The following is a 23,596-nucleotide window of genomic DNA, read 5'->3' as shown; positions in this document are numbered from 1 at the left end:
AATTACTTTTACAATTATTATTATTACAATATTAGGTAATGACTGAAGAAAAAATGATGAGGCTAAGCCAGGTGGCAAGAAAACTGAATGTAGGTTTATCTACAATTACAGAACACCTTGCTGCTAAAGGCTTTGAAATTGAAAATAATCCTAATTCAAAAATTACGCTTCAACAATTTAACTTGCTGATGAAAGAATTCGAATCTTCAGCATTAGATAAAAAAGAAGCGTCTGGTCTCACCATTGGTAAAAAACATTCTGACAATATTATCATTGAGTCGGAAAATACAGCTGAGAAAAGAGCTAAAGAAGAAGATGAAGAGTTCTTTATTAAAAATACAAGTTCAGAAAAAAGCAAACCGGCTGAAGAGCAGGTTGTCAAAACTGAACCTGTTAAAGAACAACAAGTAGAAGCACCTTCAGAATCAGACTTGTCAAAGGTAAAGCTTCAAGGAATAAAAGTTTTGGGGAAGATAGATCTTAATGAAAAGAAAAAGCCGAAACCTAAAATTGAAGAGCCGTCAGAAATAATTGAACCTAAGAAAGTTGTTGAACAACCTAAGGAAGTTAAAAAAATAGAGGAGCCGGTAACTGTAAAAGAAGAGCCTGCTCCCGTAAAACCGGTTCAGGAAGTTGCTGAAGTTAAGGAGCCCGTAAACCCAAAAGAGGAAGAAGAAGTTCCTCCTATAGCTCCTGAACCTAAGGAAACCAAGATTCCAGAAGTGCAGAAGGAAGAAAAAACAGTGGAGGAAACGGCAAAACCGGTTCAAGTGACTGAAGAATTAATCACAAAACCTCAGCAAATGGCACCGGTTGTTAAACCACAGGAGGAAGAGGAATTAATAAAGGCTAAGGCAGATACTTTAAAAGGTCTTACTGTAATGGGTAAGATAGAATTGCCGGATAAGCCTAAGAAAAAGGATAATAAACCTGTTGCCTCTTCTGATGACAAAGACAAAAAGAAACTTAAGAGAAAGCGTAAAAGGCTCAGAATCCCAGGGAAGGAAGGACAACCTACTGTTCAGGCAGGAGGATCTCCTCAGACTCAATCCGGAACTGGAACAACAGTAAGAGACAATAGACCTGGAAATGCAAATAGACCCGGGAATGCTAACAGGGATAATAATAACAGAAACAAAAACTTTAAGAAGCCAGTTGTAAAAGAGGAGGTTTCTGATAAACAGATTCAGGATCAAATCAAAGCTACACTTGCAAAATTAAGCGGAAACAAAGGGCCTGTTAATAGAGCAAAATACAGAAAGGATAAAAGATCTGCATTTGCTGAGGCGGAAGAGGAAAGGATGCTTCATGAGCATGAGCAATCTAAAGTACTTAGAGTTACAGAATATATTTCTGCAAACGACTTGGCTGTCATGATGGAAGTTTCTGTTAATCAGGTGATTTCTACATGCCTTAGTTTAGGGATGTTTGTCTCTATAAACCAAAGGTTAGATGCGGAAGCAATTACTGTGATTGCTGATGAATTCGGATACTCTACAGAGTTTATCTCAAGTGATGATGAAGAAATCATTACTGAAGCTGAAGATCATCCGGAAGACATGATTGAAAGAGCTCCTATAGTAACAATTATGGGACACGTCGATCACGGAAAGACCTCACTTCTTGATTATATAAGAAAAACCAAAGTAGTACAAGGTGAAGCCGGAGGTATTACTCAGCACATTGGGGCATATAACGTGACTACAGACTCGGGTAAGAAAATTACCTTCCTGGATACTCCAGGCCACGAAGCGTTTACCGCGATGCGTGCCAGAGGAGCTAAAATCACGGACATTGTAATTATAGTTGTAGCTGCAGACGATAGTGTGATGCCTCAAACCAAAGAAGCAATTAACCACGCTATGGTTGCTGGTGTACCAATAGTTATCGCCATTAACAAGGTTGATAAACCTACAGCTAACCCAGATAAAATAAAAGAAGAACTTGCTAAGGAAAATATCCTTGTAGAAGATTGGGGTGGAAAATATCAGTGTGAATTAATATCTGCGAAGAGTGGACAAGGAATATCTGAGTTGTTGGATAAAGTTTTATTGGAGGCGGAAATTCTGGATTTAAAAGCAAATCCTAATAGGAATGCTTCGGGTACTATTGTAGAAGCTTCTTTGGATAAAGGTCGTGGTTATCTGGCTACAGTTCTTGTTCAGAGTGGTTCCCTTAGCGTTGGAGATGTTGTAGTAGCGGGGGCTCACTATGGAAAAGTGAAGGCAATGACTGACCATAGAGGTGTTAAAGTGAAAAAGGCTGGTCCATCTACTCCTGTTCAGTTACTTGGTTTAAATGGAGCTCCTCAGGCTGGTGATAAATTCCACGTTATGGGGTCTGAAAGGGAGGCAAGAGAGATCGCAACTAAGAGAGAACAATTGCTTCGTGAGCAAAGCATACGTACGAGAAAACATATTACACTTGATGAAATTGGAAGAAGACTTGCAATTGGAAACTTCAAAGAACTTAATATAATCGTAAAAGGTGATGTGGATGGTTCAGTAGAGGCTCTTTCAGACTCATTGCTTAAACTTTCTACTCCAGAAATTCAGGTTAGAATTATCCATAAAGCAGTTGGTGCAATTTCGGAATCTGATGTGTTGCTTGCATCGGCTTCAGACGCAATCATTGTTGGTTTCCAGGTAAGACCAACTACTACTTCGAGAAAGCTTGCTGATCAGGAAGAAATTGAGATCAGACTTTACTCCATCATCTATGATGCAATCAATGAGGTGAAAGATGCTATGGAAGGTATGCTTGAACCGAAACTTGAAGAGGTTGTCGTAGCCAATGTTGAAGTTAGGGAGACATTTAAAATTTCAAAAGTTGGTACTATCGCAGGATGCTATGTGACTGATGGTACGATCAGAAGACAAAATAAAGTAAGAGTAGTAAGGGATGGTATCGTGGTTCATACAGGAAAGCTTGATTCATTGAAAAGATATAAAGATGATGTTAGTGAAGTGAAATTTGGATACGAGTGTGGATTAAGCTTCCAAGGCTTTAATGATTTACAAGTAGGAGATATCGTAGAGGCATTCGAAGAGAAAGAAACAAAACGTACTTTATAATTTTTGAAAAAGTTATATGTAAAAAATAAAATAAAAAGCCCCTAATTGGGGCTTTTTATTTGTTTACAATTTGATGTTAATTATAATTAGATTGAATTCATTTTTTCTTTTGTCTTTTGAAGTTGGCGCTTCAGGTTTTCATAAACTAGGTCAATAGCCTCTTCAAATGAAGCAGCCTGCTCTTTTGCCATTATAGATGTTCCTGGGAGAAAAAGTTTAACGTGCACAGACTTATTGCCCTTGACATCGTCAGTTTCGATGCGAAGGTAAACATCTCCTTCAGTGATTCTATCATAAAAAGTTTCAAGTTTGTCCAGTTTTTTCTGAATAAAATCTAGCAACTTTTTGTCTGCGTCGAAATGGATAGATTGCATTTGAAGTTTCATAGTTATATAATTTAAAGTTATCAATCATGCTTTTGGATGAGCCTGCTCAAAAATAGCTTTGAGCTTATCCAGAGAATTATGAGTATAAACCTGAGTTGCGGCAAGACTGCTATGCCCCAACAAATCCTTAATAGCATTCAAATCGGCTCCTTTATTGAGAAGGTGAGTAGCAAATGTATGTCTCAAAACATGAGGGCTTCTTTTTTCCAAAGTAGGTATCATGTCAAGATAGTTTTTTACCGTGCGGTAAATAAACATCGGATAGCTTTGGTCTCCCTTGTCTGTTATAATTAAATATTCATTTGGCCTTTCAATCACCTTTTCTCTCTCCTTCTTATATATACTAATAAGATTCATAAGGTTTTCGTTCAGAGGGATGATACGCTCCTTGTTCCCTTTCCCTTTGATTTTGATAATACGCTCAAACTTGTTGATGTGTTCTTCTTTTATAGAAATAAGTTCAGATAAACGAATGCCAGTTCCATAAAGAAGTTCAAGAACAAGTTTATCTCGTAGTCCATAAAAGTCTTCAGAGAAAATAAATTGATCAAGAAGTTTCAATATGTCATTTTCCTCAATAAAATGAGGCAATTGTTTATTTATTTTTGGAGCTTTAAGACGGAGAGTAGGGTCTTTCTGAATTGCATTTTGCTTAAGTAGGAATTTATAGAAAGATCTGAGGCAAGCGATTTTTCTATTTATTGATTTGGCTGTGATTTCGTTTTCTGCTAGTGTAACAATCCAAGATCTGATTATCTGGTAAGAGGCTTCAGAAAGGCACGATAATCCATAACTGTCCTTGGAAAAGGCAGAAAATTGAGTGAGGTCATTCTGATATGAAACAAAGGTATGATTGCTATACCTTTTTTCATATCTTATATAATTTAAATACGATTCTATCATATTAGTACTACCTGAAGATCAGGTAATACTAAACATAATAAAAAAAAACTTATTTCAAAAGGAAGAAACTATATAGTTTCTTGTTCATTAAGTTTTTGTCTGTAGATAGCTCTGATTTTTTCAGCTCTTTTTGAAACAGATTTTTTCTCGTAATAGCTTCTTGCGCGAAGTTCTTTCAATACGCCTGTTCTTTCGAATTTCTTTTTAAATCTCTTAAGAGCTTTATCTATTGACTCGTTTTCTTTTACGTTGATGATAATCATTTATTTTCAATTTAAGGGATGCAAATATAAGTAATTATTCACAAATATTCACTTGTATTGATTTAAATTTTTAATTTATTAGATTTTTACTTATAACTATTTTTTGAATTTCTGAAGTTCCTTCACCTATCGTACAAAGCTTTGCGTCTCTGTAAAATTTTTCTACCGGGAAATCCTTTGTATATCCATATCCTCCAAAAATCTGTACAGCTTCATTGGCGATTTTTACTGCCACCTCTGATGCATAGTATTTGGCCATTGCAGCTTCCTTAGTCATGTGCATTCCTTTGATTTTCATATCTGCCGCTTTATAGGTAAGGAGGTTTGCAGCCTCAATTTCGGTAGCCATTTCTGCGAGTTTAAATGAAATTCCCTGGAAGGAAGCAATAGGTTTGTTGAACTGATGACGTTCCTGAGAATATTTCAAGGCTGCATCAAAAGCACCTTCTGCAATTCCAAGGCTTAAAGCTGCAATTGATATTCTTCCTCCATCTAGAACTTTCATTGCTTGTACAAAGCCATCGCCTTTATTACCAAGCATTTGGTCCTTATGGACTCTTACATTATCAAATATAAGCTCTGTTGTTTCGGATGCCCGCATTCCCAGTTTATTTTCTTTTTTCCCTGCACTAAATCCCGGAGTGCCTTTTTCAATAATAAACGCAGTAGAGCACCTGTGCTCTCCCGGATTTCCTGTTCTTGTTATAACTACAGCAATATCTCCGGATTTACCATGGGTAATAAAGTTTTTGGATCCATTTATTATCCAATAATCTCCATCCTGAACGGCAACAGTTCTCATATTGCCTGCATCAGAGCCAGTATTGGGCTCGGTCAGGCCCCATGCTCCTATAAATTCTGCTGAAGCAAGTTTGGGCAAATATTTCTTCTTTTGATCTTCATTACCGAAAGATAAAATATGGCCGGTGCAGAGGGAATTGTGGGCAGCCACTGAAAGTCCGATTGACCCATCAATTTTGGATATTTCCTTGATTGCAGTAATGTATTCAAAATATGAGAATCCTGACCCTCCATATATTTCAGGTACTAAAACCCCCATTAATCCCAATTCTCCCAGTTTTTTAAAGAGGGGAACAGGGAACTCCTGTTTTTCATCCCATTCCAATACATGAGGTTTTATGCTTTTCTGGCCAAAATCTTGTATCATCTTGGCTATCATTTGTTGGTTTTCGTTGAAGTCAAAATTCATACTCTAAAAATATTTTTTTTTTATAAACGTTGTATTATTTTAATTTGTTGAGAAAAAATTGAACTTTTGGTTCAAATTGGGAAAAAAGTATTTCCAACATTGTACCTCTTGATAAAGTTATAAAAAAGTAATGCTATCTTAGCAAAAGGAATTATATTGAATTTTTGGTAAACCGTTAACTTTATAATCATGAAAATTACAGTTGTAGGAACAGGGTATGTGGGTTTAGTAACAGGAACCTGCTTTGCTGAAACAGGCAATTTTGTGACATGCGTCGATATTGATGAGCAAAAGGTCTGCAAAATGAAGGAGGGTATTGTGCCAATCTATGAGCCAGGCCTTGATATAATGTTTGAAAGAAACATTAATGAAGGAAGGTTAACTTTTACGACAAAACTCGAAGACGCAATTGAAGGAGCAGAAGTAATATTTTTGGCTTTACCAACACCTCCCGGTGCGGATGGGGCTGCTGATTTGAGCTTTATCTTAAAGGTAGCTGAACAGTTAGGCTCATTAATTAAAGATTATGTTGTTGTTATAGATAAAAGTACTGTACCGGTTGGGACTGCTAAAAAAGTAAGACAAAAAATTGCAATGAATTGCAATTGTGAGTTTGATGTAGTGTCTAATCCGGAATTTTTAAGAGAGGGGGTTGCTATTGAAGATTTTATGAAGCCGGATCGTGTTGTAATCGGAACGTCTTCTGAAAGAGCCAAAAAACTTATGGAAAAGTTATATGCACCATTTGTAATGCAGGGAAACCCTATCCACATTATGGACGAAGAGTCCGCAGAACTTACAAAGTATGCTGCTAATGCATTTCTTGCAATGAAAATTTCATTTATGAATGAAATAGCAAACCTTTGCGAAAAAGTTGGTGCAAATGTGGATATGGTCAGAATGGGGATTGGTACCGATAAAAGAATTGGTAACAGATTCTTATTCGCCGGTGTGGGGTATGGTGGAAGCTGTTTTCCAAAAGATGTTAAAGCTCTTGTTAAAACAGCAAAAGACAATAACTACGACTTTAAAATTCTGAATGCAGTTGAAGATATCAATGAAATTCAGAAAACCATTATGATTCCTAAGATTAAAAATTTCTTTAAAGGGAATCTTATGGGAAAAAGAATAGCAATCTGGGGACTTGCTTTTAAACCTAATACTGATGATATCAGAGAAGCACCTGCTTTATATATCATTAATTCCCTATTGGCAGAAGGAACTGAAATTGTTGCATTTGATCCGGAAGCTATGGATAATGTGAAAAAGATCATGGGTGACAGGATTACTTTTGTCGATAACCAATACGATGCTTTACTTAAAGCTGATGCTTTAGTTATTGTTACAGAATGGCCGGCATTCCGTACCCCTGACTTCCCAAAAATGATTCAGAGAATGAATGCGAAAGTAATTTTCGACGGAAGAAACGTATTCAAAACAGAACAAATGAAAGAACTGGGCTTCCATTATGAATCTATAGGTAGAGAAAAAGTAACAAGAGATTCTAAGCCTGGAGAAAAAATTACCATTAGCAAGGATAAAATTATTGAAAACTAAGAAGTTTCTTATAAATGTATAATAAAGCTACAACAAATAAAAGAGTTTTAGTTACCGGAGGTGCCGGCTTTTTAGGGTCACATCTTTGTGATAGATTTATCGCAGAAGGTTACCACGTAATAGCAATGGACAACCTTATTACTGGAAATTTAAGAAATATAGAACACTTGTTTCATTTACCACAATTTGAATTCTATAATTGTGATGTTTCGAAATTTGTGCATGTTCCTGGCAATCTGGATTATATTCTTCATTTCGCTTCTCCGGCCAGTCCGATTGATTATCTCAAAATTCCTATTCAAACTTTGAAAGTGGGTTCATTAGGAACACACAATCTTTTAGGTTTAGCTAGAGCTAAAAAGGCAAGAATCCTTGTAGCTTCAACTTCCGAAATTTATGGTGACCCACACGTTCACCCTCAAAATGAGGATTATTGGGGAAATGTTAACCCTATTGGTCCTAGGGGAGTTTATGATGAGGCTAAAAGATTTCAGGAAGCTATCACTATGGCTTATCATACTTTTCATGGCCTTGAAACAAGAATAGTGAGAATCTTTAATACCTACGGACCTAGAATGCGATTAAATGATGGAAGAGCACTTCCTGCTTTCGTAGGTCAGGCGATCAGAGGCGAAGATCTCACGGTATTCGGTGACGGATCTCAAACAAGATCATTCTGCTACGTGGATGACCTGGTAGAAGGTATTTACCGATTATTATTAAGCGATTATGTATATCCTGTAAATATTGGTAATCCGGATGAGATTACTATTAAGGAATTTGCAGAAGAAATTATAAAATTAACGGGTACGTCTCAGAAAATAATTTATAAGCCTTTACCAACGGATGATCCTAAACAACGAAGACCGGATATCAGCAGGGCTAAAGAAATTCTTGGATGGGAGCCTAAAATATCCAGATCCGAAGGGCTAAAGGTAACTTATGATTACTTCAAAAATTTACCTTCTGAAGAGTTGAAAACAGAACCTAAGGAATTTTCGAATTATTCGAAGTAGTCTTTTGATAGGAATATCATTTATAATTAAAAAGTCCTGCCAGCTTTTGCTGGCAGGCTAATTTAAAGAATGGACTTTAATATATATGATGATATTGTAGCCAGGAGAAAGAGTTTATGTGTGGTTGGGCTAGGATATGTTGGTCTGCCAATTGCATTGGAATTCGCCAGAAAAACTAATGTTGTCGGATTTGATATAAACGCAAATCGGATCGGTCTAATGAGACAAGGTATAGACCCAAGTGGCGAATTAGCCAGAGAAGATTTTTTGGAAAAAAGTATCATTTTTACTCATTCAGTTGAGGATCTCAAGGAGGTGAATTTTTTTATTGTGGCAGTTCCTACTCCTATAGATACATTCAACCATCCAGATCTTAAACCATTAATAGCTGCTTGTAACACTGTTGGGAAAGTACTGAAAAAAGGCGACTATGTGGTGTTTGAATCTACTGTTTACCCAGGTTGTACTGAGGAAGATTGTATTCCAATCCTGGAAAAAATTTCTGGCTTAAAGTTTAATGAAGATTTTAAAGTTGGTTATTCCCCGGAAAGAATAAATCCGGGAGACAAAGAACATACTCTTTCTAAAATTATTAAAGTCGTTGCGGGATCTGATGATCAAGCAAAGGATGAAATTGCTAAAATTTATGCTCTTGTTGTTGAAGCAGGAATTCATAAAGCATCTTCAATTAAAGTCGCAGAGTCTGCCAAAATTATTGAAAATACCCAGCGAGATCTCAATATTGCACTGATGAATGAGCTTTCAATTATTTGTGATAAACTTGGAATCAATACCTTTGAGGTACTTGAAGCGGCAGCAACTAAATGGAATTTTTTAAAATTTACTCCCGGATTGGTTGGGGGGCATTGTATAGGTGTAGACCCTTATTATCTAACTCATAAAGCTAAATCATTAGGGTATAATCCGAATGTGATTCTGAGTGGCAGGTCAATAAATGATAATATGGGCGCTTATATAGCAAAGAAAACTATTCAGCTCCTGATTAAAAAAAATAAAAATATTAACCAGAGTAAGGTTTTGATTATGGGGGCTACATTTAAGGAAAATGTAGAGGATATAAGGAACTCAAAAGTCGTGGATGTGATCAGAGAATTAAGGTCATTTTCTCTGATTGTTGATATTATAGACCCTCATGCATCTTCTGAAGATTTTGAGCTTGAGTATGGAATCAGCATCAATCAAAAACCGGTAGGGCCATATGATGCCGTTATTATGGCGGTGGCACATAAAGAATATACATCTCTCGATCTTTCCTATTTTAGTAAATTAATGGATCAGAATTCAGTCTTTATCGATTTAAAAGGAATGTATCGAAATCAATTTAAAAATTTGACATATTGGAGTTTATAAAGAACATCTATGAAAACCTTTAGTAAAAAGATATTGATAACAGGAGGAGCCGGATTTATCGGATCTCATGTTGTAAGGCTATTTGTAAATAAATATCCTGATTATATGATTTATAATCTTGATAAACTTACTTATGCAGGAAACCTTGCAAACCTTACAGATGTAGAAAAGGCGCCAAACTATAAGTTTGTGAAAGGTGACATCGTAGATACGGGATTCATATCAGCCCTTTTTAATGAAAATAAGTTTGATGGAGTAATCCACCTGGCTGCGGAAAGCCATGTAGATAGATCCATTGAAAATCCAATGGAATTTATTTTTACCAATATCGTCGGAACAGTTAATCTTTTAAATGCTGCTAAAGGTATTTGGAAAGACAACTATGACGGAAAGGTGTTTTACCACGTTTCTACAGATGAAGTATATGGTTCTCTTCATGATGGAGGATTCTTTACAGAGACAACATCATACGATCCACAATCTCCATATTCGGCATCAAAAGCAGGTTCTGATCATTTCGTAAGGGCTTATCATAATACATATAAAATTCCTGTTTTAGTAAGTAATTGCAGCAATAACTATGGCCAGAATCAATTTCCTGAAAAGCTCCTGCCATTGATGATTAATAATATTATTAACAAGAAGCCATTACCTGTTTATGGCAAAGGTGAGAATGTCAGAGACTGGCTTTATGTGGTAGATCATGCCAGAGCTATCGATGTTATCTTTCATAAAGGGAAGATAGGTGAAACATATAATATAGGAGGTAATAATGAATGGAAGAATATTGACATTGTTAAGCTAGTATGTAAAGTAATGGATCAAAAACTGGGAAGAGCGTCTGGCGAATCAGAATCGCTCATCACCTACGTTAAAGACAGAGCCGGTCATGATTTGAGATATGCTATTGATGCTACTAAGATAAAGCAGGAGCTTGGGTGGGAGCCTTCACTTCAGTTTGAAGAAGGCCTTAATATTACAGTTGACTGGTACCTTAATAATCAGGAGTGGCTTGAAAATGTGACTTCCGGAGCTTATCAGAATTATTATCAACTACAATATAGTTCAAAATTCTAAGGATGTTTCAAACTCCCTTTCATAAAGAAAATTTAAGTAAATGCAGTTTCCTGGTAACAGGTGGTGCCGGATTTATAGGGTCTAATCTGGTAGAGTATTTACTTAAGTATAACGCAGGAAAAGTAAAAGTTCTGGATAACTTATCTACAGGATTTTACCATAATATTGCTGCGTATGAAGATAATCCTTCATTTGAGTTTATTGAAGGGGATATTAGAAATTCTGAAACTTGCCAAAAAGCTTGTGAGGGGGTTGATATCGTTTTTCATCAGGCTGCTTTAGGCTCTGTCCCGAGAAGTATTAATGATCCGATAACTTCTAATGAAGTTAATGTTAACGGATTTTTAAATATGCTTGTCGCGGTCAAAGATCAATCTGTTAAAAGGATGGTATTTGCTTCTTCTTCATCTGTATATGGAGATAATCAGGATCTTCCAAAACTGGAAGGTAAAGTGGGGAATGCGCTGTCTCCTTATTCGGTTACCAAGAAAATCAATGAAATGTATGCCGATGTTTTTTCTAAAATTTATGGCATAAACTTAATTGGCCTGAGATATTTTAATGTATTCGGTCCCCGGCAAAATGTTCAGGGTGCATATGCAGCTGTGATACCAAGGTTTATAGAAGCATTTTTAACAGGGGGCAAAGTTATATTTCATGGAGATGGTAGTCAAAGCAGGGATTTCACTTTTGTAGAAAATGCAGTACAGGCAAATATCAAGGCAGCATTTACGGATAATCCAAAGGCGTTGAATACTATTTATAATGCAGCTTTTGGAGATACTATTTCTTTGGTCGGTGTTTTTAAAAAATTACAGGAAATTTCTGGGAACAAAGAAATCCAACCTGAAATTCATCCAAAACGGGTAGGCGATATTCAGGATAGTCTGGCAAATATAAGCAAAGCAAAAGCGCTACTTGGTTATGAACCTGCAATAAAAGTTTCTCAAGGACTGGAAATTACATACAACTGGTATAAGTTTAATCTGGAATCAATAAAAAAATAACAAAATGAAAGGTATAATTCTTGCCGGAGGGTCTGGTACACGATTACATCCATTGACGCTTGCTGTAAGCAAACAGCTTATGCCGGTTTATGATAAACCAATGATATATTATCCTCTATCAATCCTAATGTTGGCAGGAATCAAGGATATCCTTATCATTTCAACACCTCATGATATGCCCAACTTCAAGAAACTCTTAGGTGATGGTAAAAATCTGGGTTGTACTTTTAGCTATGCAGTTCAAGAAACGCCTAACGGTCTTGCTCAGGCTTTTGTAATTGGTGAGTCATTTATTGGTAATGATAAAGTAGCGCTAATTTTAGGAGATAATATTTTTTATGGGTCTGGATTAAGTAATTTATTGTTTAAAAATAATGATCCTGATGGAGGAGTTGTATTTGCCTACCATGTCCAGGATCCTGAGCGATATGGTGTCGTAGAATTTGACAAAAACAACAAAGTTCTATCTATAGAAGAGAAGCCTTTGCAACCTAAATCTAATTTTGCAGTACCTGGGTTATATTTTTATGACAATCAGGTAGTAGAAATAGCAAAATGTCTTGAGCCTAGTCCAAGGGGTGAATATGAAATCACTGATGTTAATAAAGCTTATCTTGAGATGGGAAAGTTAAAAGTAGGTATTCTTGACAGAGGAACGGCTTGGCTTGATACAGGGACATTTCCTTCATTAATGGCGGCAGGGAATTTCGTTCAGGTAATTGAAGAAAGGCAGGGATTAAAAATTGGCTGTATTGAAGAAGTTGCATACAGAATGAATTTTATAAATGATGAAGGGTTAGAAAAACTAGCGAAGCCTTTATTGAAGAGTGGTTATGGAACCTATCTTCTGGACCTTTTAAAAAATAAATCCTGATAATAATCCACAGATTATAATAATGGGAGGAGGAACTTTCGTGAATTGAAGTAAGCAGAAGGTTCCTCCCATTATAAAATAACTCACAATATTACCTTGCAAGGGCTGAAACAGAATTATAGCAGTTGCAGTAACAATACCAGCACTCACGGCATTTATCCCTTCAAGTGAAGCTCTTACTGCTCTATATTTTTTTAACCTGTCCCAAAAACGGATTATAAAGAAAATCATAATGGTACCAGGCAAAAAAATACCTGCAGCAGCTACTACGGCTCCTAATATCTCTCCCCCAAGACCAAATTCCCTCATAGATAATGCACCAACAAATGAACTAAATGCAAATAAAGGTCCTGGTAAAATTTGAAGTAGAGCGAAGCCAGAAAGAAATTCTTCATGTGTCAGGTATTGTTTCTGATCAAAAACAACAAATTCTTTATAAAGCATTGCACTTAATGCTTGACCTCCACCAAAAATAAGACTGCCGTTTCTGAAAAAGTTTTCAAAAAGTCTGATTGGCAGTGCATTTGTCATTTTACCAAGCAATGCCGCTCCGATAAATATTCCAGCAAAAAGAAAAAAGTTAGACCATTCTATTTTTTTCAGACTAGCGCTTTCTTCTATGGGCTGTTTCTTAAAACGAAAAGAAGTAGTAAAGCCTCCTAATATAAGGCAAATAGGAAATATCGCCGGGGTTTGAATAAAATAACAAACTACAGCTGATATGATAAAGAGTACTATACTTGTCTTGGTTTTTACTGTTCCACTGCTGATTTTATAAGCAGCTGATGCTACAAAGCCAACAGCCATAGGTTGAATAAATCTTGTAAAGTATAATGGAATGCTTTCATTTTGTAAATAGGAAATTGCAATTGCTGCAATTGTCATAATTGTCACGGTAGGCAAGATCCAGCAAAGTAAGGTAAGAAAGGCAAGCCTGGGACCTCCAATTTTAAATCCAATAGCAGTAAGCGTTTGTGTTGAGGCTGGTCCTGGCAAAATCTGACAAAATGAATTCAATTCTATTAATTCTGCTTCCGTTAGATAGCCTCTTTTTTTTACTAAAATATTAAAAAATAAGGCCAAATGAGCTTGAGGTCCTCCAAAAGCGGATAGTGAAAGGAGAAAAACATCTTTTAAAAAAATAAGATGTCTTACTTTTTTAATTGAAATAGAGCTTTCGGTTTTATGTAATGGAACCTCAGGAAGCAATGGAGTCGATGGGATTTTTTAACTTTTAAACTTAAATATAGTTATTTCGGAGAAATTTTAATCTCATAAACAATCAAACTACTCTTATATGATAAAGTTTAATTTTAATTTGGCAGTGCTACTCTGCCTTTTTTTAATCTCATGCGATTCTCAAAATGGAAAATCGAAGGAAGCTGAAAACGTAGATACAATTGCTGCAGATAATATTTCGGCTGATAAAGAAGGAGCTGAAAATGATACTGCTGGTCTATTGAAAAGTGGGGAACTTACATTAAGACCTTTGGTCCAATCTCCGGATTTTCCTGATGCTATTCTGGAATTGAACAAACCGGAGGAAAATGGGAAATTAAAACCTGGAAAGGTGGAATTTGATTATGAGATAAAAAATTATGAGCTAAAAGGTCAGACCTCTGGTTTTTGTCAGGAAAAATGTGCCAATTCCAAAGATGGACAGCATATTCACCTGATATTAAATAACGAGCCCTATATAGCTAAATATGAACCAAAGTTTGAAGAAGAGTTGAAAGAAGGTCACTATGTAGCTTTATCCTTTCTTTCACGTTCTTATCATGAAAGTTTAAAACAGAGACAGGCATATGATTTACGCCAGTTTGTAGTTGGTAAGGCTGCTAATAAAAATATAGATTTGACTCAGCCAATGTTATTCTATAGCAGACCTAAAGGAGAGTATGTAGGTAATGATACAAAAAATATTCTGTTGGATTTCTATCTCGTAAATACCGATTTAGCCGAAAATGGCAATAAGGTGAAGGCTACGATAAACGGAAACGAATTTACAATAACTCAATGGAAACCATATTTAATTGAAGGTTTGCCAATGGGGGAGACGAAAATAAAACTTGAATTGTTGGATAAGGAAAATAAGCCAGTTAAAGCGCCTTTTAATCCGGTAGAAAGGAAGATAACTTTAAAACAAGCTGCAAGTTAAATGAATGGAAATATAGAGGCACCTTATAAAGTGCCTCTTATTTTAGTTTAGTGCAGAACTTCTCTTAAAATCTTAACTGACTTTAATTCGCCAAAATTTTCAATATGTTTGTTGAAAAACTGAAGAAGGATTTCGAGTAGCCTTTGACGGACTGAATTCGATATTTTTACAGGCTCAAAAAAATCTGATCCTATAAATTGATTTATTTTAGCTTCCTCTTCTTTAGTAAGAATTATGGCTGTTGAAGTAATTATATCTTTGGCAGATGAAGGGAAAATACCATGAAAGGAGGAAAGCTGAAATAGAAAATGAATATGAAAATTTTCATAATCTGATTCTAAAGAATCAAGGATAATAAGACTTTTATGCAAAAAGAAGAATAAGTCTTTATTGGCCTCTTCTTCCTTTAGTGTTTTAATTAAAACTTCTGCAATCATTAATGCGATCGTGGTCTTCTTTAGGTCATATGGAAGACTTTTATACGGCTGACTGCAATGTATTTCTGAAATTCTGTTCAGATTGATATTATGTTTCTTGTAAACAATTAAATCAAGAATAGTGAGGGGCTGGAAAAGTGCAATTTTACTTTTGCTTTTGCTTCTAACCCCATTTACTATATAGCTTTGAATGCCTAACTCGCTAGTATAAATTTTGGCTATAACAGAACTTTCTTTATACTTAATGAAGTTTAATACTATTGCTTCAGTTTTTACAAGCATTATTCAATTACAGCGATTTTTGCTACCATTGATTCTTCTCCGTTTTCTGAAGAAGAAAATACCAGGTAAGTTCCTGTTTCAGCTTTTTTACCGTTGTAATTCTTCCCGTTCCAAGTTGCAGTACCTCCGGCAGCTTTTGTCTGGAAGATAAGGTTTCCGTAAATGTCTGTTATTTTAACATTTGCATTTTTGGCCAGGCCTGAAATGCCTACTGTCCCTGAAAATCCTGGTGGTATAGGGTTTGGGAAGATTTTTACGTCTTTAAATTGATCAGTGCCTTCTGAAGATTCTCCGCGGAAAGAAATAAGCCCTTTGGATGTTGCAATAAAGACTTCTCCTGTGTTTTCCATAATTGCAACATCATTGATGATGTTGGAAAGGAGTGGACTGTTGTCAACAGTAAAATGATGAATTACTTCAAGGCCTGTTTCACTGAGGAGCCAAAGGCCGTTTTCTGTACCTATCCATTTTCGGTTACCACCATCAACTTTGATGCAATTGATAGTTTCCTGGTATAAAAGAGGATAGCCTTCATATATTGGCTTGACAGCGTCTACAGTAGCAGAAGTAAGTACAGAAGATGCATTGTAGATAATTCCAATGCCCTCAGTAGTTCCTATCCACATATCTCCTTTTTTGTCTTCTGCCATGCTTGTTATTATATTTTGGGGTAGACCACCTTTCCCGGGTGTATTATCCAGATAGCGATATTTATTTGTTTTTTCATTAAAAATAATCAATCCTTTAAACTTGTTCTGATTCATTCTTATCCATTTCTGGTTATAGCTGTCGATCAGTAATTCAATGTTGTGTGTGATATCATCAAGTGGGATAATATAATTTTTCCAAACAGAATCTTTGCTGAGTGCATGAAGCGCAAATGAGGTGGATGATGGAAGGAAACTGTTGAGAATCCACAATGTTCCGTTCTTGTCTACCTTTGCGTCTGTCGTCAGAACAAATGAAGAATGTCCTCCCCAAGGGTCTATTATTGGAGTATTGGTCGGATTGTATATGGTAGTTTGATTATTTTTTACTTCTAAAATACCGTTACCATAGGAGGCGAAGTATAATTTTCCATTGAAAGGGTTATATGTACTATGTATAATATCTGCAACATTTGATATGTTTCCAGAACTGGTCCATGTGTTATTTTCAAAGATATTGTATTGACCGGCTATGTCGGCTTTGAGGTAGCTGGAATTATAACCTCCACCACAAACTACGATTTTATCTCCATAAGCATCAACTTTGAAGGCATTCTCGCTTAAAGGTGAGTTTATCTGGAATGATTGGATGGTACCATTGGAAACTTTAAATAAGCCTCCACCTTCCTGATCTGCTACCCATAAATTACCGGCTTTGTCAAAAGAGGCCTCTTTCGGGAAGTTATATGGACTTCCCGTCTTCACTTCATAACTCCCCAAGTTTTCAACTATCAAAAGATAGTCATTCATACAACATAGAAGTTTATTCCCGCTTAAGTTAACCGTGGAAAGCTCTCTGTTATAAGATGGAAGGTCTGTTTTTTGCCATTTTTGGTCGGTATAATAATAAAAATCGCCATTAGAAGTTCCTGCTATCATAATCCCATTCAGGTAGTTTATAGTCCTGATAGATGATGGAATTCCGTCTTGAGTTTGAAATATATACCAGTTGGAATAGTCAAGAAGATTGATGGTTGTTGAAATGCGTCCAACCATAAGTCCTTTGTCGGTTGCAGCGTATAAACTATCCTTATTCTGGTTAAGTGAGCTAGTGTACACTTTTAAGGTGCTTCCGTTGGGGCCAATATTTGTATAAGATTCCTTTACTTCTTTTTTCTTGAGGTTTATAATTATTAATCCAAAATCTGTAGAAAGGTATGCAAACTCATTGTTGAAATTAATATGGTTAATGGCCTTACTTCCAATAATTGTTTTATTTTTCAGCTCACTCAAATTATAAATTGACCCATCCTTCTCAATAATATCAATATTGGCATCAGCGTAGGTTATGACTGTTTGGCCGGTGTAATCATTATGTTTGATGCTGGTGTAATCAACACCAGTGAGTCCATCAATTTTTGATAAAGGAGAAATACTGTTGTCTGTCTGGTCAACTACCGCCAGACTTCTGGGAGTGGCTGTGGCGTAAACTTTATTGCCTGCAACTGTAACTCCAGTCCAGTAATTATAAGGTAAGTGAGTTCTCCAGCTACCCAGTGGGATGGAAGACTGAGCGTGTGATTTTCCTGTTTGTATTAAAAGACAAAGAAAGATTAAAAGTATAAATCTAGATTTCATAATAAAAAGACATCAGCCCAAATATAACTTCGAAAAACAATAATTATTACATTCGCCTAAAAAGGAAAAGTGAATATTTTTTTTCAAATTTGATAAAATCCTGGTTTTATATAAAAAAATAAACCGAAATCCGTTTTATAAAATAAAGAGTCGAGTATGTCTGTAAGAGTTAATTTACCTAAAAGTGAGTCTTATTCAGTTGCATTAGCTGAAAAGCTTACTTCTGAATTTTTCTCTAATAATTTAACTATATCTGGCAGTCAGATAGTCCGATTTTGTAAAATTGATCAGGTTAATTTTTTTGTGTTAAAAGTTTTAATGGATAAGTGGAAGGAGGAAACTACCAAACTTAGGAGTCCATATTTTGATTATGAAAATGAAGAAGTCAAAAACGGAGTAGAAGTTTTTTTGAATATTCTTTCAAACCATATCCTAATAAAAAAGGAATTTTTCCGCCCTCTGCTCCAAAAAGCTATTTACGAGGCTATTATTTATATCATAAATCCTAAAGAATATATAAAAACAGAACTCATTCAGTCAGGACAAAATATTGAAGGGCTGAAGAAAAATCTTAAATTCTACAAGGTACACAAAAGGTTTTCAGAAAGTATCATTAACAAGGTAAAGCCAGATACTCAAGAAAATGAGTTTAATGAGATGGCAAGCCTTTACTCCGAACATTCAGATTATTTTGATTCTATTCAGCCCATTCTTGAGCAGTTTTCATCATTACTAGTAATTAATCCTAAGGAGTTTATTTTAGAAGAGCAGATTGCTTCTTTAAAAGTTGAAGAGAGAAAAGAAGAAAGTAGTATAAAGAAATCAATAGATATTCCAACCGTTGTAGAAACGGCTTCCAGTCCGACAAAAGAAAACACGACACTTAATCAGACCTATTCAAAATCACAACTTACTCTGAATGATATGCTTAAACAGCAAAATGTGTCAAATTCAGGGATGCATGTAAAAAGCAAAATTTTTGATATCAAATCTGCTATTCCACTTAATCAAAAGTTTATTTTTATAAGTGAATTATTTTCAGGTCACAGTGGTGAATATGAAGCAGCTCTTGCTGAGATTAATAATTGTACTGAACTTGAAGAAGCCAAACAATTATTAAAGGATAAATACCTTCCAAAATGGAAATGGGATTTAAACAGGAAAACTGTTCAGGATTTTTTTGAAATCGTAAGTCGTAAATTTTATTAGTGACTTAGCAGCTGTCGTCTGTGTGCATCCAGCTTTAAGAATATAAATAGCAGTATTGTAAATGACCACAGTGATGAGCCGCCATAGCTGAAGAATGGAAGCGGAATGCCTATAACAGGAAAAATTCCAATTGTCATTCCTATATTTACCATAAAGTGGAAGAATATAATGCATGCAACAGAATACCCGTAAATTCTTGCAAATTTATCCTTTTGTCGCTCTGCAAGATAAACGAGTCGCATCATGAAAAGTACATACATTACAATAAGGATTGTACTCCCAAGCCAACCATGCTCTTCTCCGATAGTGCAAAAGATAAAGTCCGTACTTTGCTCTGGTACGAAGTCAAATTTAGTTTGCGTACCTTCAAGAAAACCTTTCCCAAGGAATTCGCCTGAACCAATTGCGATCTTTGACTGAGTAACATTATAGCCTGCTCCGAGAGGGTCTATATCAGGATTTACCAGAACGAGAATTCTCTTTTTTTGGTGGTCCTGTAAAACTTTGTTTACAAAGAAGTCTACACTGAATGCAGTTGCAATACAAATAATGCAACCTGCCAGAACAAAAGCAGATCTGATCACTAATGTCCGGATTTTGGTACTTTTCTTTCTGGAAGTGATAATATAGATAAGGGCAAGAATCCCTAATCCTACTATAACCTGAACAATGACATTTGGAGGAAATATAAGGGCCAGGATAAATAGAATAACACTGACAAGACCCAGAATAAGTATGAGAGGAGAAAGCCCTTCTCTATACAGAACAAGAATAAATGCGCTGAAAACCAGAACAGAGCCTGTTTCATTCTGTAGTAATATACATATTGCTGGTAATCCGATGATCAGGGCACATATGAGTTTAGTCTGAAGTTTTTCGAATTTAATGTTGATTTTCCCTAAATATGTAGCAAGTGCAAGGGCAGTTATAAACTTGGCAAACTCGGCCGGCTGAATTCTCAGTGATCCTATTTCAAACCAGGATCTGGAACCTTTTGCTTCTGTTCCGAGGAAGATGGTGGCTATTAGGAGCAAGATCATTAACCCATACATAATGTATGCAAAGGTGTTGTAAAATTTATAGTCAATGACAAGGATCAATATAATAAGGACAACGGATGTACCTATCCAGACCAACTGTTTCCCTGAGTTTAAAGAAAAATCAAATATATTCTGCTGTGCTTCTGCATCGTATACTGCTGCGAAAACATTCAACCAACCTGCAACCACGAAAATAGCATAGAAGCCTACGGTGAGCCAATCTATACTTTTTGATAAATTATCATCTTGACGCATATTATTTTTTCAAAGCTGTCTTATTCCTATGGATAAAATCTTTTTCCAGGATGTATTTTTCAATATGTGGTTTAGTGATGGTATCGTTCAGGTATTTTTCCATCATTAATCTTGCAATAGGCGCCGCTGTCATTGCTCCGAATCCTGCATTTTCAACAAAAACTGCAATGGCGATTTTAGGATCTTCTTTTGGAGCAAATGTAATATATACGGAATGGTCCTTTCCGTGAGGGTTTTCAACTGTTCCCGTTTTACCACATACTTTCATTCCGTCAATCCTATTAAAGATTGAAGCAGTTCCTCCATTCACTACCATTTCCATTGCATCGATTACCACAGGATAATATTTTTTGTCAACTTTGGCGTAATGTTTTTCCTTGTATTGCTCTGGAACTTCCTTATTTTTTCCAATATATTTTACAAAATGAGGAGCATAGTAAAACCCTTGATTGGCAATTGTAGCTGCCATATTAGCCATTTGAATCGGTACAATCATTACCTCTCCCTGCCCAATATCAAGTGATCGTATCGTCGAATGTTTCCAGCCATTATAACCATACCATTTGTCATAAAATTCCGGAGACGGAATATATCCTGCTTTCATATTAGGTAAGTCTACACCTAGTTTTTGCCCAAATCCATATGACATAATCAAATCTCTCCATTGTATATATCCTATTCTGGAATCCTTAAATTTATTTTCATGTTTTCCCTGCTGAATCATGTTCCTGAAGGCCATATAATAATATGGATTACAGGACCATTGTAGCGATCCCAAAAGATTTAGCGGGGATGGGTGGTTGTGACAATTTGGCCCCCATGATCTGTTGCATGCAAACGTAGTATGAGGAGTCAAAATTCCCATTTGTTGTCCAACAAGAGCCTGAACTATTTTAAAAATTGACCCTGGAGGGTACATTGCCATTAAAGGTCTGTTAAATAATGGTTTTAAACTATCTTTCTCCAGTTTTCGGTAATTTTCGGAAAAGTGTCTGCCAGCCAATATATTAGGATCATAGGAAGGACTGGAAATAAAGGCAAGAATTTCTCCAGTTCCTGGTTCAATTGCTACAACACTTCCAATTTTATTTTCCATTAACCTTTCTCCGTATTGTTGAAGTTCCAGGTCAATACTTGTATAAAGATTTTCACCGGGCACAGAAATGGTATCATAAATTCCGTCTCTGAAAGATCCTTTTTCAACTCCTCTAACATTCACCATCATATACTTTACACCTCTTTGGCCTCTTAACAATTCTTCATAACTTGCTTCGAGCCCAGATATACCAATGTAATCGCCCTGGAGGTAATACTTACTTTCTTGTTTTTCCAGTTGTTTTTTAGAAATTTCCCCGATATAGCCTAGAGCATTGGCGAGACTTCGGTGCGGGTAGGAGCGGATGGTCCTTGCCTGGGGGTAAAATCCAGGATAGTCAATCAGGAAGTCCTGTACCTTGGCAAAGTCAGCGATAGAAAGTTGTTTTAAAAAAGCGGTTGGTTTTACAGATGAATAATCCCTTGCTTCTTTGATTTTTTTTACAAATTCTTCTTTGGAGATTCCAAAGCGTTTACAGAAGGTAAGCGTATCCTTTATTTGTACTTCCTTGGGTACAACCATTAAGTCAAATACAGGAGTGTTGAATACAAGTATCTTACCTTTTCGGTCATAGATCAGACCTCGGTAAGGGTATTCAATTATGCGGCGCATAACATTGTTCTGGGCTTCAAATTTATATCTTGAATCCAGTACCTGAATAAAAAACAGTCTTACAATAAAGACTGCTCCAGTCAATATGAAAATCAACTGAACAATATTTTTTCTATCTCTGAACATTTATCTTTTGCGGGAGAAAAGCAGAAACTGTAGCAGGGTGAAGACCCCGAAAGTAAATATTGAGCTTAATACAATTTTGCCAATTGCCTGAAAGAAGACATTAAGTCCCCAGGCTTCAATAGCAAAAAGAAGCGTATGATGAATAAATATGAGTACCGCGGCGTAAGAAGCGAACCATTGAAACCCAAGGGACTGGATGGAAATTTCCATGGTAGCATCGTAACCACCTCTAGGGGTAAGCACATTTATTACATATGGTCGAATATAAGCTATGAAAACGCAGGCTGCCATATGCATACCAACGGTGTCATAGAATATGTCAATTGTAAAGCCGAAGGCCATGGCTATAATCATGGTGAGCAGATGCGGAATCTCGTATGGCAGCATAAGTATAAAGCCAATATAGATATAGCAAAATGCCATATTGAAGAAGGCAAAATTTCTGAATATCAAAATTTGTAATACCCAAAACAGGATAATCAGAAATATGGGCATTATGATTGATCTGCTTCTCATTCGTCAGATGAATAATTATTCTGGTATTCCAGTGAATCTTTTTCGGCTTTTAAGTAATTTTCAATTACATAAACATATCTCAGACTTGTAAAGTCAGTGGCCAGTTTAACATTGATTTTGTAAAATGGTTTTCCCTGATCTATTTTGAAATTTTGAATTCTCCCTATTAAAACTCCGGGAGGAAACAAGGTATTGTAGCCTGATGTAACAACACTGTCTCCAATTTGGAAATGGTGATGCCTACCCACATACTGAAGGTCCGCTACAGCAGGATCCATTCCTTGCCATTTTACAATTCCGTCAATTTCTCCATCTGCGATTTTTGCTGATACACTCCATTTCTCATGTAACAACGAAATAATTGTTGAGAAATTTTCGGAGCAAGATTTAACTTTTCCGACAATTCCATCCTGAGCAATAACCCCCATACCGGGTTTGATTCCGTCAAGAGTTCCCTTGTCTACTGTAATATAATTGGTAAATCGACTTGTGGAATTATTTACAACTTTTGCAGGAATGTAATTGTATTGGTTGGCTTTTAAAAATTCTGATTTATTGCCAATGATAAAATCCTTTTTTTGGTATTCTTTGGTAAGCAGTCGCTTCAGCCTTGCGTTTTCTCCTGCAAGCTGAGTGTTTACATCCTTAAGATTAAAATACTCAGTTACGTTGTTGGTTGTTTGAAGAATTTCACCAACAACGTAATTTGAAGTATTAAAATAGGATGCGCTTTGATAACTGTTGTTTCTGATTATGAGCCATACACATATGGCTTCGAGAATCAGAAAAAAAAGAAATGCCTTATACTGGTATAAAAAATGAAATAACCTGTGCATTTAAAT

The 23,596-nt window shown here is 36.0% G+C and carries 20 protein-coding genes; 9 read left to right on the top strand and 11 right to left on the bottom strand.

Translation table 11 applies throughout. The features are described 5' to 3' along the window. Window positions 1-38 precede the first annotated feature (38 nt). Complete coding sequence (gene infB, locus MYP_RS23390; protein WP_045469332.1) at window positions 39-3,074, top strand: translation initiation factor IF-2; 3,036 nt, start codon at window positions 39-41, stop codon at window positions 3,072-3,074. A gap of 86 nt (window positions 3,075-3,160) precedes the next feature. Here infB and hpf read toward each other — a convergent pair whose 3' ends face one another. The 4 genes from hpf to MYP_RS23370 all read right to left on the bottom strand — a co-directional run bounded on the left by hpf (window position 3,161) and on the right by MYP_RS23370 (window position 5,836). Further along, window positions 3,161-3,460, bottom strand: coding sequence for a ribosome hibernation-promoting factor, HPF/YfiA family (hpf, locus tag MYP_RS23385; RefSeq protein WP_045469329.1), 300 nt, complete (start codon window positions 3,458-3,460; stop codon window positions 3,161-3,163). 24 nt (window positions 3,461-3,484) lie between these two features. After that, entirely contained in the window at window positions 3,485-4,363 is an 879-nt protein-coding gene (locus MYP_RS23380) for a tyrosine-type recombinase/integrase (protein ID WP_045469326.1), read from the bottom strand. Window positions 4,364-4,431: 68 nt separating this feature from the next. After that, complete coding sequence (gene rpsU, locus MYP_RS23375; protein WP_045469323.1) at window positions 4,432-4,626, bottom strand: 30S ribosomal protein S21; 195 nt, start codon at window positions 4,624-4,626, stop codon at window positions 4,432-4,434. Window positions 4,627-4,696: 70 nt separating this feature from the next. Further along, complete coding sequence (locus tag MYP_RS23370; RefSeq protein WP_045469320.1) at window positions 4,697-5,836, bottom strand: acyl-CoA dehydrogenase family protein; 1,140 nt, start codon at window positions 5,834-5,836, stop codon at window positions 4,697-4,699. 189 nt (window positions 5,837-6,025) lie between these two features. Between MYP_RS23370 and MYP_RS23365 the strand changes: the two genes are divergently transcribed. The 6 genes from MYP_RS23365 (at window position 6,026) to rfbA (ending at window position 12,738) form a co-directional block, all read left to right on the top strand. Beyond that, window positions 6,026-7,393, top strand: coding sequence for a UDP-glucose dehydrogenase family protein (locus MYP_RS23365; protein ID WP_045469317.1), 1,368 nt, complete (start codon window positions 6,026-6,028; stop codon window positions 7,391-7,393). Between the two features lie 14 nt (window positions 7,394-7,407). Next, on the top strand, window positions 7,408-8,409 hold the full coding sequence (locus MYP_RS23360) for a UDP-glucuronic acid decarboxylase family protein (protein WP_045469313.1): 1,002 nt from the start codon (window positions 7,408-7,410) through the stop codon (window positions 8,407-8,409). Window positions 8,410-8,478: 69 nt separating this feature from the next. After that, window positions 8,479-9,780, top strand: coding sequence for a nucleotide sugar dehydrogenase (locus MYP_RS23355; protein ID WP_197060175.1), 1,302 nt, complete (start codon window positions 8,479-8,481; stop codon window positions 9,778-9,780). Between the two features lie 9 nt (window positions 9,781-9,789). After that, window positions 9,790-10,857: a dTDP-glucose 4,6-dehydratase gene (gene rfbB, locus MYP_RS23350; RefSeq protein ID WP_045469309.1), complete on the top strand. Its 1,068-nt coding sequence runs from the start codon at window positions 9,790-9,792 to the stop codon at window positions 10,855-10,857. A gap of 2 nt (window positions 10,858-10,859) precedes the next feature. Then, a complete protein-coding gene (locus MYP_RS23345; protein ID WP_045469306.1) occupies window positions 10,860-11,864 on the top strand; it encodes an SDR family oxidoreductase in 1,005 nt (334 codons plus the stop codon). A 4-nt stretch (window positions 11,865-11,868) separates the two neighbouring features. Beyond that, window positions 11,869-12,738: a glucose-1-phosphate thymidylyltransferase RfbA gene (gene rfbA, locus MYP_RS23340; protein WP_045469303.1), complete on the top strand. Its 870-nt coding sequence runs from the start codon at window positions 11,869-11,871 to the stop codon at window positions 12,736-12,738. Here rfbA and chrA read toward each other — a convergent pair. Continuing rightward, window positions 12,721-13,947 (bottom strand): chromate efflux transporter, encoded by a 1,227-nt coding sequence (chrA, locus tag MYP_RS23335; protein WP_370568900.1) that lies wholly within the window; start codon window positions 13,945-13,947, stop codon window positions 12,721-12,723. The genes rfbA and chrA overlap by 18 nt on opposite strands. Window positions 13,948-14,035: 88 nt before the next feature. Between chrA and MYP_RS23330 the strand changes: the two genes are divergently transcribed. Then, window positions 14,036-14,896, top strand: coding sequence for a hypothetical protein (locus MYP_RS23330; RefSeq protein ID WP_045469300.1), 861 nt, complete (start codon window positions 14,036-14,038; stop codon window positions 14,894-14,896). A 47-nt stretch (window positions 14,897-14,943) separates the two neighbouring features. Here the strand turns inward: MYP_RS23330 and recO are convergent, their stop codons facing one another. Together recO and porZ are read right to left on the bottom strand one after the other, a co-directional pair. Then, entirely contained in the window at window positions 14,944-15,615 is a 672-nt protein-coding gene (recO, locus tag MYP_RS23325) for a DNA repair protein RecO (protein ID WP_045469297.1), read from the bottom strand. Further along, window positions 15,615-17,900, bottom strand: coding sequence for a type IX secretion system anionic LPS delivery protein PorZ (porZ, locus tag MYP_RS23320; protein ID WP_045469294.1), 2,286 nt, complete (start codon window positions 17,898-17,900; stop codon window positions 15,615-15,617). Before porZ ends, recO begins: the two co-directional genes overlap by 1 nt. 156 nt (window positions 17,901-18,056) lie before the next feature. Between porZ and MYP_RS23315 the strand changes: the two genes are divergently transcribed. Further along, entirely contained in the window at window positions 18,057-19,109 is a 1,053-nt protein-coding gene (locus MYP_RS23315; protein ID WP_045469291.1) for a hypothetical protein, read from the top strand. Here MYP_RS23315 and rodA read toward each other — a convergent pair. The 4 genes from rodA to mreC are packed head-to-tail and all read right to left on the bottom strand — an operon-like array spanning window position 19,106 to window position 23,590. After that, window positions 19,106-20,404 carry a rod shape-determining protein RodA gene (gene rodA / locus MYP_RS23310; RefSeq protein ID WP_045469288.1) on the bottom strand — a complete coding sequence of 433 codons (1,299 nt, stop codon included), beginning with the start codon at window positions 20,402-20,404 and terminating at the stop codon, window positions 19,106-19,108. The two genes, MYP_RS23315 and rodA, sit on opposite strands and share 4 nt — an antisense overlap. A gap of 1 nt (window position 20,405) precedes the next feature. Continuing rightward, on the bottom strand, window positions 20,406-22,238 hold the full coding sequence (locus MYP_RS23305) for a peptidoglycan D,D-transpeptidase FtsI family protein (RefSeq protein ID WP_045469285.1): 1,833 nt from the start codon (window positions 22,236-22,238) through the stop codon (window positions 20,406-20,408). Continuing rightward, complete coding sequence (locus tag MYP_RS23300) at window positions 22,239-22,754, bottom strand: hypothetical protein (protein ID WP_045469282.1); 516 nt, start codon at window positions 22,752-22,754, stop codon at window positions 22,239-22,241. Next, window positions 22,751-23,590: a rod shape-determining protein MreC gene (gene mreC, locus MYP_RS23295; protein ID WP_045469279.1), complete on the bottom strand. Its 840-nt coding sequence runs from the start codon at window positions 23,588-23,590 to the stop codon at window positions 22,751-22,753. The genes MYP_RS23300 and mreC overlap by 4 nt, the downstream gene beginning before the upstream one ends. Window positions 23,591-23,596: the final 6 nt, after the last annotated feature.

Origin of the sequence: Sporocytophaga myxococcoides, from assembly GCF_000775915.1 — a bacterium.
In the GTDB taxonomy this organism is placed as follows: domain Bacteria; phylum Bacteroidota; class Bacteroidia; order Cytophagales; family Cytophagaceae; genus Sporocytophaga; species Sporocytophaga myxococcoides_A.
Note: the sequence above shows the minus strand (reverse complement) of the source record. Positions and strands in the feature narration are given on the sequence as shown.

Excerpts from the sequence above, each read along its gene's own strand:
- infB (WP_045469332.1), top strand. The coding sequence starts at position 39 with ATGACTGAAGAAAAAATGATGAGGCTAAGCCAGGTGGCAAGAAAACTG.
- MYP_RS23355 (WP_197060175.1), top strand. The coding sequence starts at position 8,479 with ATGGACTTTAATATATATGATGATATTGTAGCCAGGAGAAAGAGTTTA.
- MYP_RS23360 (WP_045469313.1), top strand. The coding sequence starts at position 7,408 with ATGTATAATAAAGCTACAACAAATAAAAGAGTTTTAGTTACCGGAGGT.
- mreC (WP_045469279.1), bottom strand. The coding sequence starts at position 23,590 with ATGCACAGGTTATTTCATTTTTTATACCAGTATAAGGCATTTCTTTTT.
- rfbA (WP_045469303.1), top strand. The coding sequence starts at position 11,869 with ATGAAAGGTATAATTCTTGCCGGAGGGTCTGGTACACGATTACATCCA.
- porZ (WP_045469294.1), bottom strand. The coding sequence starts at position 17,900 with ATGAAATCTAGATTTATACTTTTAATCTTTCTTTGTCTTTTAATACAA.
- recO (WP_045469297.1), bottom strand. The coding sequence starts at position 15,615 with ATGCTTGTAAAAACTGAAGCAATAGTATTAAACTTCATTAAGTATAAA.
- rodA (WP_045469288.1), bottom strand. The coding sequence starts at position 20,404 with ATGCGTCAAGATGATAATTTATCAAAAAGTATAGATTGGCTCACCGTA.
- rfbB (WP_045469309.1), top strand. The coding sequence starts at position 9,790 with ATGAAAACCTTTAGTAAAAAGATATTGATAACAGGAGGAGCCGGATTT.
- MYP_RS23300 (WP_045469282.1), bottom strand. The coding sequence starts at position 22,754 with ATGAGAAGCAGATCAATCATAATGCCCATATTTCTGATTATCCTGTTT.
- MYP_RS23365 (WP_045469317.1), top strand. The coding sequence starts at position 6,026 with ATGAAAATTACAGTTGTAGGAACAGGGTATGTGGGTTTAGTAACAGGA.
- MYP_RS23380 (WP_045469326.1), bottom strand. The coding sequence starts at position 4,363 with ATGATAGAATCGTATTTAAATTATATAAGATATGAAAAAAGGTATAGC.
- MYP_RS23330 (WP_045469300.1), top strand. The coding sequence starts at position 14,036 with ATGATAAAGTTTAATTTTAATTTGGCAGTGCTACTCTGCCTTTTTTTA.
- MYP_RS23305 (WP_045469285.1), bottom strand. The coding sequence starts at position 22,238 with ATGTTCAGAGATAGAAAAAATATTGTTCAGTTGATTTTCATATTGACT.
- MYP_RS23370 (WP_045469320.1), bottom strand. The coding sequence starts at position 5,836 with ATGAATTTTGACTTCAACGAAAACCAACAAATGATAGCCAAGATGATA.
- hpf (WP_045469329.1), bottom strand. The coding sequence starts at position 3,460 with ATGAAACTTCAAATGCAATCTATCCATTTCGACGCAGACAAAAAGTTG.
- rpsU (WP_045469323.1), bottom strand. The coding sequence starts at position 4,626 with ATGATTATCATCAACGTAAAAGAAAACGAGTCAATAGATAAAGCTCTT.
- MYP_RS23315 (WP_045469291.1), top strand. The coding sequence starts at position 18,057 with ATGTCTGTAAGAGTTAATTTACCTAAAAGTGAGTCTTATTCAGTTGCA.
- MYP_RS23345 (WP_045469306.1), top strand. The coding sequence starts at position 10,860 with ATGTTTCAAACTCCCTTTCATAAAGAAAATTTAAGTAAATGCAGTTTC.